This window comes from Escherichia sp. E14S1, assembly GCF_004211995.1.
In the GTDB taxonomy this organism is placed as follows: Bacteria; Pseudomonadota; Gammaproteobacteria; order Enterobacterales; family Enterobacteriaceae; genus Escherichia.
The window spans coordinates 16,769-29,444 of record NZ_RHJQ01000017.1 but is presented as its reverse complement, the minus strand read 5'-3'; the positions used below and the strand labels follow the sequence as shown (position 1 = coordinate 29,444).

At 44.5% G+C, this 12,676-nt stretch carries 8 protein-coding genes; all 8 read left to right on the top strand.

Annotated features, from left to right (window positions below):
- The first annotated feature begins 175 nt into the window (after positions 1-175).
- The 8 genes from motA (at position 176) to cadA (ending at position 12,010) form a co-directional block, all read left to right on the top strand.
- On the top strand, positions 176-1,069 hold the full coding sequence (gene motA, locus D9734_RS18335; RefSeq protein ID WP_130209523.1) for a flagellar motor stator protein MotA: 894 nt from the start codon (positions 176-178) through the stop codon (positions 1,067-1,069).
- A complete protein-coding gene (gene motB / locus D9734_RS18330; RefSeq protein ID WP_130209521.1) occupies positions 1,066-2,145 on the top strand; it encodes a flagellar motor protein MotB in 1,080 nt (359 codons plus the stop codon). Before motA ends, motB begins: the two co-directional genes overlap by 4 nt.
- 1 nt (position 2,146) lies before the next feature.
- Positions 2,147-4,165, top strand: a complete 2,019-nt coding sequence (gene cheA, locus D9734_RS18325) for a chemotaxis protein CheA (RefSeq protein ID WP_130209519.1) — start codon at positions 2,147-2,149, stop codon at positions 4,163-4,165.
- Between the two features lie 10 nt (positions 4,166-4,175).
- Entirely contained in the window at positions 4,176-4,685 is a 510-nt protein-coding gene (locus D9734_RS18320) for a chemotaxis protein CheW (protein ID WP_130209517.1), read from the top strand.
- Positions 4,686-4,728: 43 nt separating this feature from the next.
- Positions 4,729-6,249: a methyl-accepting chemotaxis protein gene (locus D9734_RS18315; protein WP_130209515.1), complete on the top strand. Its 1,521-nt coding sequence runs from the start codon at positions 4,729-4,731 to the stop codon at positions 6,247-6,249.
- Positions 6,250-6,587: 338 nt separating this feature from the next.
- Positions 6,588-8,105: a lysine decarboxylation/transport transcriptional activator CadC gene (gene cadC, locus D9734_RS18310; RefSeq protein ID WP_130209647.1), complete on the top strand. Its 1,518-nt coding sequence runs from the start codon at positions 6,588-6,590 to the stop codon at positions 8,103-8,105.
- 363 nt (positions 8,106-8,468) lie between these two features.
- Complete coding sequence (gene cadB / locus D9734_RS18305; RefSeq protein ID WP_130209513.1) at positions 8,469-9,800, top strand: cadaverine/lysine antiporter; 1,332 nt, start codon at positions 8,469-8,471, stop codon at positions 9,798-9,800.
- Between the two features lie 77 nt (positions 9,801-9,877).
- On the top strand, positions 9,878-12,010 hold the full coding sequence (gene cadA / locus D9734_RS18300; RefSeq protein ID WP_130209511.1) for a lysine decarboxylase CadA: 2,133 nt from the start codon (positions 9,878-9,880) through the stop codon (positions 12,008-12,010).
- Positions 12,011-12,676 lie beyond the last annotated feature (666 nt).

Here is a 12,676-nt window from a genome sequence, read left to right as displayed (position 1 = left end):
CCTCCTGTACAGATATGCAACCATGAGCATTCGCCTTCGTGATTTTATTATCACGATAGAGATTTCTCTTTGTCGTTGTTTACGCTGCCGTCGGGATGTTCGGTAGTTTTTCATCGTAGTGAACATCTCTGTCAGCCTTTTTTATACCAGGCATGACCGATGGTAAGGAGCGAACATGCTTGTTTTATTAGGATATTTTGTAGTTTTTGTGACTGTGTTTGGTGGTTATGTCCTCGCCGGAGGATATCTGATGTCATTATATCAGCCAACCGAATTTTTGATTATCGCTGGCGCAGGTCTGGGTGCATTTATCGTTGGTAATAATGGCAAGGCTATTCGTTCAACTATAAAAACATTTCCTGTCTTATTCCGGGCTAAGGCACTTTACTCAAAAGAAATGTACATGGATTTACTGGCCATGATGTTTTTACTGCTAAGTAAAGGACGTCAAAAAGGGCTAATGTCACTGGAAAATGATATTGAAGATCCTGAAAGCAGTGATATTTTTTCTTCTTATCCCCGCTTATTGAAAGATAAAAGCGTGATGAATTTTATGGTTGATTACCTGCGACTGATGATCAGTGGCAGTATGAACGCCTTTGAAATGGAATCTTTAATGGATGAGGAAATTGAAACCTGCGAAATGGAATATGAAACAACGGTTCACAGTTTGCAGACTGCAGGTGATGCTTTACCGGCATTCGGTATTGTGGCGGCCGTTATGGGGGTCGTAAACGCCCTTAGCGCAGTAGATAAACCCGCCGCTGAACTTGGTGCTTTGATAGCCCATGCGATGGTGGGAACCTTTTTAGGGATCCTACTGGCCTATGGTTTGGTGCTTCCGCTGGCGTCTCTGTTACGGCAGAAAAGTGCCGAGCAAATAAAAATGCTTCAGTGTATTAAAACTACGTTGCTGTCATGTATTCATGGTTCTGCGCCGCAAATTGCGGTTGAGTTCGGTCGAAAAACCCTCTTTACCAGCGAACGTCCGGGCTTTGCCGAGCTTGAGGAACATGTTCGCCAGGCGAAATATTCGGCCAATAATTCTTCCACAGGTGAGGCCCCATGAAGAACAACGGGACCGGCAACATTGTTGTTGTAAGACGCTCAGGTAATAAAAAAGAAGGTTTACATGGTGGTTCGTGGAAAATCGCTTATGCCGATTTTATGACTGCCATGATGTCCTTTTTTTTGGTTATGTGGCTGGTTTCTTCCTCCACGCCAGAGCAGCGTCATCAGCTTGCAGAGTATTTCAAAATCCCCATCGGCGTACCTATGGCCGAACATGGCGACAAAGATACTCAGAGCCAAAGTATTATTCCCGGCGGTGGCGAGGATGTTGTTCATCAGAATGGGGAAGTTCAGAAAACTGTTTTGCAAAAGCAGGAAGATCATTTCTATTCGGGAAATAAAACGCTGAAGCATGCAGAGTCAAAGCTGCACGACATCATGAAGACGGATGCCCGTCTGAACAAATTCCGTTCAAATTTACGTTTATCGTTGACCCCGAATGGACTGTTGATACAGATAACGGACAGCCAGGAACGCCCGATGTTTAAAGTTGGTAGCTGGACACCGGAAACCTATATGGTCGGAATTCTGGAGGCATTAGTGCCTGTTTTGAACCAATTACCGAATCACATAATGGTAACCGGACATACTGATTCGTTGCCTTATGCCGGCGGCGACGCAGGCTATAGCAACTGGGAACTTTCCGTTGATCGTGCTAACGCGGCGAGAAGAATACTTATTAATCATGGTCTGGAAGTTGGCAAATTCTTACAGGTTATCGGTGATGCTGACAGTATGAATCAGACCGGTACAGCGAAAGACGATCCCGTCAACCGTCGCATCAGTATCCTCGTGCTGAGTGAAGAGAAAGAACAAGAAATTATGAACGAGGATAAGTTGCTTAACAGTGATGTGACAGAACAAAAACTCTCTGCGCCATCCAGCAAACCTGATATTGCGCCATCCAGCAAACCTGATATTGCGCCATCCAGTAAACCTGATATTGCGCCATCCAGCAAACCTGGTATTGCACTATCCAGTACACCTGATATTGCGCCATCCAGCACACTTGGCACCGCTAACCCGCCGTTACACCCCGCGTCCGAAATTCCTGTTCAGGAGAAGACGAAATAAGATGGATATCAGCGATTTTTATCAGACTTTCTTTGATGAAGCCGATGAGCTATTGGCAGATATGGAAGGGCATTTGCTTGAGCTTAATCCGCGAACGCCTGATAAGGAAAGCCTGAACGCTATCTTCCGAGCCGCTCATTCGATTAAAGGCGGCGCGGGGACATTTGGTTTTACCATATTGCAGGAAACAACGCATATTCTGGAAAATATTCTGGATGATGCCCGCAGCGGAAAACTCCAGCTCAATGAAGGCATCATTAATCTTTTTTTAGAAAGTAAGGATATTATGCAGGATCAACTTGATGCATATAAATCTTCCCGCTCGCCGGATGAGGACAGCTACCGGTATATTTGCGAGGCACTGAGACAGATGGCCCTGGAATCCAGGGAGGGCACTGTTAATAACAACACTCAGTCCGAGCCGATAAAAGAAAGTAAAAAAGATACAGGAACGGGAGAAGATATTTTAAAGATTACCCTCAGGGATCTGGGAGAAAAGGATTTCGAACCTCTTGTTGAGGAACTTAAAAATCTTGGCGAGTTGCAGGATCTTAAAATTGAGAAAAGCAGCCTGCAGGCTCGTATGTTTACCACTACCGCTGCGGATGATATTCTGGCGGTATTATGTTTTATTCTGGAACCAGAACAAATCACAATTGATGTTTGTGATGACGATTTTGTAGAAAATACCTGTCCGGATACAGGCGGTGTTGCGGGAGAAACAAACGATAGTGGATTTTCTGCAACAGCCAGTTCCCCGACTGGCGCTGCGCCAGCAAGAAAACTGCGTGGTGCCAGCGAATCCCGTAAACAAGGTACTGAATCCGGTAGTATTCGTGTCGCCGTAGAAAAAGTAGATCAGATAATTAACCAGGTCGGTGAACTTATTATCACCCAGACCATGCTTACACAGTTATCTGCGGGGCTGGATCCTGCTCAGTACGATTCGCTGATTAACAGTATTGCGCAACTCGAACGTAATGCACGGGATTTGCAGGCATCGGTGATGTCGATCCGTATGATGCCGATGGAATATGTCTTCAGCCGTTTTCCGCGTTTAGTTCATGATCTTGCTAATAAATTAAATAAACAGGTAGAACTGACGCTGTGGGGCGGTTCTGCTGAACTGGATAAAAGTTTAATCGAACGCATTATCGACCCTCTTACACATCTGGTACGTAATAGTCTGGATCACGGTATTGAGCCGATTGATGTCAGGCTCGCTAATGGTAAACCTGCTACCGGTAGCCTGACGCTATCGGCAGAGCACCACGGCGGTAATATTGTTATCGAAGTCGTGGATGATGGCGCCGGCCTCAACAGAGAAAAAATCCTTAATCGCGCTCATGCGCAGGGCGTCGCTATTAGTGATAACCCCAGCGATGAAGAAGTCTGGATGCTCATTTTTGCAGCGGGTTTCTCCACCGCAGAGAAAGTTACCGATGTCTCCGGTCGTGGCGTTGGTATGGATGTCGTGAAACGAAACATTCAGGATATGGGCGGCCATGTGACAATCCATTCAGAGCAGGGGCGTGGAACCACTATCCGGATAATATTACCTCTGACGCTGGCAATTCTGGACGGTATGTCTGTACGCGTTGGGTCAGAAATTTATGTTCTTCCGCTTGGCGCAGTGATGGAATCGCTGATGTTACTGGAAATGCCGTTAAACAGAATGTCCGGCGGTGAGCTGGTATTGAAAGTCAGAGAGGAATATCTGGCCCTCATAGAGCTGAATAATCTTTTCGGTATCCAGAGTGATTTACAGAGTGTAAATGAAGGTATTGCGGTCGTCGTGCAAAGTGCTGGCGTTCGTTATGCGCTACTGGTTGATCAACTGATTGGTCAGCATCAGGTTGTCGTCAAAAATCTCGAACAAAACTATCGTAAGGTGCCGGGAATTGCTGCTGCCACTATTCTGGGGGACGGCAGCGTAGCTATGATCCTGGATGTTGCTGCGCTTTATTCCAGAACAGCAATGACGCCTGCAATAGTGGATTCCGGCAAGGTTCTCAATTAAGGAATACATTATGAAACTCACAGATAACGATAAGCAGTCGGCAAAAGAAAATGTCGGTAATGAATATTTAATTTTTACTCTTGGACAAGAAGAGTATGGGATCGAGATATTAAAGGTTCAGGAAATTCGCGGCTATGAACGTGTTACACGCATTGCGAATACCCCTGATTTTATTGCCGGTGTGACAAACCTTCGCGGCGTTATTGTACCTGTAGTTGACTTTCGCGTTAAATTTCATCTCGACACTGTCGCATTTGATGAAAACACTGTCGTTATCGTGTTAAGTTTTTCTAATAAAATAGTTGGGATAGTGGTCGATGGTGTCTCTGATGTGCTCTCCTTGTCACCCGAACAAATTCGCCCGGCACCTGATTTTAGTGGCGCAAAATTAGCTACGGATTACTTGCTTGGCTTAGGTACGCTTGATTCCAGAATGCTTATTCTCGTAGATATTGAAAAATTGCTTAACAGTGAAGAAATGCAATTGGTTGAGCGTACAGCAGAAATATCAGTTGACTAAAATGTTGCTTTAGTAATTTTCATGCTTACAGGTCAGGTGCATAATGATTTTTTCATCAAAAATCAGCGAGAAGCTCAGGTTTTTACCTGACTCATTATCTCTAAAAACAACTTTTATTATTGCCGTTTCTTTTGTTGTTTTGCTCTTCACTATGTCAAATATTATAACATTATATCATTTTATTGAGATTAAGAATAACGTTTTCAGGCTAACGACAGGTTTAGATCAGATCAATAAATTGTCAAAGACACGGCAAGCGCTTGAACTTGTCTTTGAAGAATGGGATTACCGTGACAATAGTAAATCCATGCATAACATGGAATCTGCTAAAAATTATTTCCATGAGTATCTGAATGTAATTTCTGATGATGCTAAAGTTGGTTCGAAATCCACTCAGGCAGTCAGTAATGCTTTTGCAAATGTTGAAAAGGCGTTTAGTTCGGGTCGACTGAGTGAAGTGCAAAAAGAGGTCGATAATTTTGTTATTCAGGAAAATGCTCTGGATGATTATGTCTATAAATATGATGAGCCTGAAGCTAAGGATATTATTAACTGTCTGTTAACTGACTCTTATTATGTTAGTATATTCTCTTTCGGTTTTTGGATAATATTATCGGCTGTTGGCTGGCTATGGTTAAAAAATAAAGTATTCTCACGATTTGAATACATTAAAGAATGCTTTTCTTTAATTTCTAATGGCGAACTTAACCATACCTTAGACATCGGTCAGAAAAACGAAATTGGCGAAGTTATTGAGCAACTGGATACTATGCGGCTCAATTTAAGCGAAATCCTTACAACGTTTAAAAGTTCAATTGAATTAATCAGTGACAGTACTGATGAAATGGCGCATGGCAACAGCGACCTGTCAACTCGTACAGAGGAGCAGGCGGGGGCATTACAGCTTACGGCTGCCAATATGGAAGAGATTAGTACGACAGTCGCGCATAATGCTGACAACGCAAAAAAAGCGAATGAATTTGCCAGCGCGGCAAATACGACGGCACAGGAAGGGCTGACGGCGGCGCAGGCGGTTACGGAAACCATCCGTACTATTGAGCAAAGTGTTAAAAAGATATCGGAAATTAACAAAGTTGTGGATGACATCGCTCGCCAGACATATATCCTGGCGCTTAATGCTGCTGTTGAAGCGGCAAGAGCCGGAGATCATGGACGTGGATTTGCTGTCGTTGCCAGTGAAGTACGGCATCTGGCTCAAAACAGCGCCAGTGCGGCAAAAGAAATCAATGAATTGATAACCACAGCCGTTGAACATGTTAATACAGGCAATGCGCTGGCTTCCAATGCGGGTAAGACGATTAATGAAATGGTAGATGCCATTTATGATGTCAACAGCATTATGAATGATATCTCACAGGCGTCTGAAGAGCAGAGCAAGGGAATTCAGCAGGTTGCGTATGCACTGACTGAAATGGATAACGTGACGCAGCGTAATAGCATATTGGTCGGCGAATCGGAAACCATCGCACTGAGTCTGCATGATCAGGTCAGACAATTACAGGAAATGATCGCCTTCTTTAAATTACCGATTAATGATCTTTGATTATCCCCGATGCACATCAGATATAGCACCCTACCAGGGTGTTATATCTGCCATCGTTGTCGATAACTACGATTACTATTCCTGTTTTTCTCGTTACTACTCCTGGTTTGGACTGGTTAATTTTTAGTAGTAGGCTTAATCTATTTATATAGGATTAATATAAATGCCTTTATATTAGCCAGGGTAAACACCTGAGTTAATCTCATTAAATATCTTAAGTTAGTTTCTTTTTGCTACAGATTTAACTTATTTTATGGTTAATAATATGGAAACAGATGCAACAATTGAAGAGGGTGTTAATATCAGCATATAACAAGCCGTTTTTTGGAGCTAATTTTATGCAGCAACCTGTCGTTCGAGTGGGCGAATGGTTAGTCAGTCCCGATGTTAATCAAATCAGCTGCAACGGGCGGCGGACAACACTCGAACCGCGATTAATCGATCTTCTGGTTTTTCTTGCTCATCACCCCGGAGAGGTGCTTACGCGCGATGAGTTGATTGACCATGTGTGGAAGCGTAATATCGTTACCAGCCACGTTGTAACACAATCTATTTCTGAATTACGCAAGTCATTAAAAAATGGCGATGATGATGAAAATAATGAATATATCGTTACTATCCCCAAGCGTGGATATAAACTCACCGCGCCGGTAATATGGTGTGCTGAAGAAATGGAATTGACGCCTGAACAATCCGATATTATGTCTGATACTCCGCCACCGACCAATGCCCCCACCATTACCGCACCTCAATTAACGGATAATCAGCCGCGTAAATATCATCATTTCCGTGTTGTTATCGTTTGGGCTATATTTTTACTAGCCGTGCTCAGTTGTGTATTTATGGTTGCAAAAACAGCAATTAAATCTAATTTAACGACGACCAATACTCAGCTTCTGCTGAATCCACTTGATATTGATATACACCTCGTTAATGGAAATGCATGTAATAACTGGAATTTACAGCTTTTTTATGCCGTTGGCTTAGGAAGCCTGGTGACATCCACGCTTAACACATTTTCTAATTATATGGTGCATGACAAAATAAACTACAGCGGCCATGTTTCGGGGAATTCAGGGAAAACGTTAACGCTGGAGTTTCTCAATCAACGTCACTATCGCGCACAGCAATGTTTTATGTCTGTCCGCCTGGTCGATCATGCGAACGGCGAGGTTATGCTGGATAAACGTTACTTCATTACGGGGTCTAATGAGGTTGCGATCCAGAATGATTTACTGAGCAATTTATCATCGGCGCTTTCGCTATCCCGGTCAGACAAAATGACGGAAATGATGAGCCATTATCAACCCATTAAAAGTCAGTCTCTGGCACATTTTTTTGAAGCACATCAGTTGTTAATGCAGGGGGATGCTGCATCGCTAAACAAAGCCAGTGAAATCCTCGAAGACGTGGCGAAACAGTCCCCGGAATTTACCTATGTTAATGCTGAAAAAGCATTGATCGATATTTTTCGCCATACGCAGCAGTTGCTTGATGACAAACAGCTTAAAACGTTATATGCCTCGATGGAGAAAATTCGTAACAGCCCAGGGATCAAGGATTCAGCGATTTACTATCAGATTAAAACTGTCGATTTGTTAGATCGTGGCAACGTGGAGGAGGCGTATCAGGCAATTAATCTTGGTATCAGAAATGAGCTCTCCTGGCTAAACTATATCCTGCTGGGAAAAGTCTACGAAATGAAAGGCGAAAACCGTCTTGCTGCTGATGCCTATATTACCGCATTTAATTTTCGTCCTGGTGAAAACACGCTGTACTGGATTAAAAACGGAATATTCCAGACATCACTAAACCGCATCGTACCCTACCTTGAAAATTATTCTTCAGCAGAATAAATGAAGCCTTATCATATTTTTTCTTAAATAATATGATAAGGCGTTTTTTTCATGTCATCAGTCACCGTATTTATATTTTACGTAATCCATCATAAGTCAGATGAACTACGGTTTTATTCTTAAGAAAGTTGCTTTAATTGGTTGATAATAAACAAGATTTATCTTTTCATGATAACCGTAGATAATCCAGATAACCTTTATGGATCTCTAAAAAACATCATTTATATATCGTTTATTGTTTATTCATTTTATCTTTAGGACTTCATTCTCCTGAATTAGTACTCTTTTCTGTAGTCGGCCAGTCTTCAGCGTTGTTTACATGTTGACTAGTGCCTTGAATATTAAATCCAGGAGATTGAAAATATGAGTTCTGCCAAACAGATCGGGCTATTTGCCTGCACTGGCGTGGTAGCCGGTAATATGATGGGCAGCGGGATTGCATTATTACCCGCGAATCTTGCCAGCATTGGTGGTATTGCTATCTGGGGATGGATTATCTCTATTATTGGCGCGATGTCGCTGGCCTATGTTTATGCCCGCCTGGCGACCAAAAACCCGCAACAAGGTGGTCCAATTGCTTATGCAGGGGAAATATCTCCGGCATTCGGTTTCCAGACCGGTGTTCTTTATTACCATGCGAACTGGATCGGTAACCTTGCTATTGGTATTACCGCAGTCTCTTATCTTTCTACTTTCTTCCCTGTATTAAATAGCCCAATTCCAGCCGGCATTGCCTGTATTGCTATCGTCTGGATCTTTACGTTCGTCAACATGCTTGGCGGTACCTGGGTGAGTCGTTTGACGACGATTGGCCTGATACTGGTTCTGATTCCTGTCGCATTGACTGCTGTTATTGGCTGGCACTGGTTTGATCTGGCGACTTACCAGGCGAACTGGAACACCTCCGGTACGACTGACAGCCGCGCTGTGATTAACAGTATTCTGCTCTGCCTGTGGGCTTTCGTTGGCGTTGAATCTGCTGCGGTGAGCAGCGGCATGGTGAAGAATCCAAAACGCACCGTTCCGCTGGCAACCATGCTGGGCACGGCAATGGCCGGTATCGTTTATATTGCCGCAACCCAGGTGCTTTCCGGGATGTTCCCTGCCGACCGTATGGCTGCTTCTGGTGCTCCGTTCGCCGTTAGCGCCGCGACGATGTTTGGCGGCTGGGCCGCACCGGTGGTTTCTGCTTTTACCGCTTTCGCCTGTCTGACTTCCCTCGGTTCCTGGATGATGCTGGTTGGCCAGGCGGGTGTCCGTGCGGCAAACGACGGCAACTTCCCGAAAGTTTATGGTGATGTTGACAGTAATAACATCCCTAAAAAAGGCCTGCTGCTTGCAGCTGTGAAAATGACAGCCCTGATGGTGTTGATCACGGTGATGAACTCTACCGGTGGTAAAGCTTCTGACCTGTTTGGCGTGCTAACCGGGATCGCCGTGCTGTTAACCATGCTTCCTTACTTCTACTCCTGTGTTGATCTGATTCGTTTCGAAGGCGTCAACCTGCGCAACTGCGCCAGCCTGGTTTGTTCAGTGCTGGGTTGTGTCTTCTGCTTCATCGCTCTGTCAGGCGCCACGTCCTTCGAGCTGACCGGTACATTTATCGTCAGCCTGATAATCCTGATGTTTTACGGTCGTAAATTGCACCAGCGCGAACATGCTGCTGACGACGTTAGCAGCGTAGACACCCACTAATTCCCTTCGTTTCTCTGCGTTCCTCTCGTTCTCCCACAACGAGACGGGAGGAGCCAGCTCTATCAGGAGATATAAATATGAACGTTATCGCGATAATGAATCAGATGGGTGTTTACTTTAAAGAAGAGCCTATCCGTGAATTGCATTGCGCCCTTGAAAAACGAGGCTTCCACGTTGTCTATCCAAACGACCGCGAAGATCTGCTGAAGCTGATTGAAAATAATGCTCAACTTTGCGGCGTGATCTTCGACTGGGATAAGTACAATCTTGCGCTGTGCGAAGAAATCAGCGCCATGAATGAGTACATGCCACTGTATGCGTTTGCAAATACTCACTCTACCCTGGATGTCAGCCTTAACGAGCTGCGTATGCAGGTGCGTTTCTTCGAATACGCGCTGGGCGCGGCGGAAGATATCGCCTTAAAAATCAAGCAAAATACTGACGAATATATCGATACCATTCTGCCGCCACTGACCAAAGCCCTGTTCAAATATGTTCGTGAAGGTAAGTACACATTCTGTACCCCTGGTCATATGAGCGGTACGGCATTCCTGAAAAGCCCGGTCGGTAGCATTTTCTATGACTTCTTTGGTGCAAACACCATGAAGTCAGACATCTCCATCTCGGTATCTGAGCTGGGATCTCTGCTGGATCACTCTGGTCCGCACAAAGAAGCGGAAGAGTATATTGCTCGCGTGTTCAACGCTGAACGCAGCTATATGGTCACCAACGGTACGTCAACCGCTAACAAAATCGTCGGCATGTATTCCGCTCCGGCGGGCAGTACTGTGCTGATTGACCGTAACTGCCACAAATCGCTGACCCATCTGATGATGATGAGCGATATTACGCCGATCTACTTCCGCCCGACCCGTAATGCTTACGGTATTTTAGGCGGTATTCCGCAGAGCGAATTTCAGCATGAAACCATCGCCAAACGCGTGCAAGAAACTCCGAATGCCACCTGGCCTGTACATGCTGTTATTACCAACTCGACTTATGACGGCCTGCTGTACAACACCGATTACATCAAGAAAACGCTGGACGTAAAATCCATCCACTTTGATTCCGCTTGGGTGCCTTACACCAATTTCTCGCCAATTTACAAAGGTAAATGCGGGATGAGCGGTGGTCGTGTTGAAGGTAAAGTGATTTACGAAACTCAGTCTACGCATAAATTGCTCGCGGCGTTTTCTCAGGCATCCATGATCCATGTGAAAGGGGATGTCAACGAAGAGACGTTCAGCGAAGCCTATATGATGCACACCACGACTTCACCGCATTACGGTATTGTTGCATCGACTGAAACTGCTGCGGCAATGATGAAAGGAAATGCCGGTAAGCGTCTGATTGATGGCTCTATTAATCGTGCAATCAGGTTCCGTAAAGAGATTAAACGCTTAAAAGGTGAATCAGAAGGTTGGTTCTTTGATGTCTGGCAGCCAGAGCAGATTGACCAGGTTGAATGCTGGCCGCTCAATTCTGACAACGGCTGGCATGGTTTCCAGAACATTGACAACGAGCATATGTATCTGGACCCGATCAAAGTCACTCTGCTGACGCCGGGTATGACGAAAGACGGCACGATGGACGATTTCGGTATTCCAGCAAGCATTGTGGCGAAATACCTTGATGAACACGGCATTATTGTTGAGAAAACCGGTCCTTATAACCTGCTCTTCCTTTTCAGCATTGGTATCGATAAAACCAAAGCTCTGAGCCTGTTGCGTGGCCTGACCGAGTTCAAACGCGCCTTTGATTTAAACCTGCGTGTGAAAAACATGCTGCCGTCACTGTATCAGGAAGATCCTGAATTCTATGAAGACATGCGTATTCAGGAACTGGCGCAGAACATTCATAAACTGATTTCTCACCATAATTTGCCGGATCTGATGTATCGCGCGTTCGAAGTTCTGCCTGAAATGGTGGTAACGCCGTATCGTGCATTCCAGAAAGAACTGCATAGCGAAGTAGAAGAAGTTTATCTGGATGACATGGTCGGTCGCGTTAACGCCAATATGATCCTGCCGTATCCTCCGGGTGTACCGCTGGTGATGCCTGGCGAAATGATCACCGCTGAAAGCCGTCCGGTACTGGAGTTCCTGCAGATGCTGTGTGAAATTGGCGCGCATTATCCGGGCTTTGAAACCGATATTCATGGTGCGTATCGTCAGGCCGATGGCCGTTATACCGTGAAAGTACTTAAGTAATTAAAGTAGTAAATTGATATAACAGTTTATTTCCTTCTGTCTTATATCGATCTATTGGAAGGGGCCGGTGAATACATGCTGTCGTTCACCGGCTTTATTTTTGCCCGCTGCTTACTCCTCTTTTAGCCATATTATCAATACCTCCTGGCCGCTAAACTAAGGCCAAATCCTGATGGTTTTCTCTTACGCTGAGTGTCAGTATGTGATAGTGCACATACAGAGAAAATAAATTTTGGCACAAAAATCAAAAATAAGATAAAGACTTTATTCACACCCGGATTTAGAACAAAACAGCATTTTAGATAAATATTGCTCTGTAAAAGATATACCCGCTATTAACCAGGATAGAAAAAGGAGAAGCAAGATGGAAGGATATGAGATTATGTTCAGCAACCGAAAAGTTAAGTTTAGTCATCATGTGTCGATAATTTTTTTACTCAGCGTTATTGGTTTTTTTGCGGTGATAGCAGGAATAGTTCTGTTGTGGCATAATTATAATTTATAGGCAGTGCCTGAGTTTTTCGTTTTACTATCAGGTTATCACATGAAGTAAGCGCTTACATCTACATGGTTCTGTAGGCCGGATAAGGCGTTTACGCCGCATCCGGCAAGAAACTACGTCGGGCTAAATAGCCATTTTGCCGTTACCGCGTACATTCATGATGT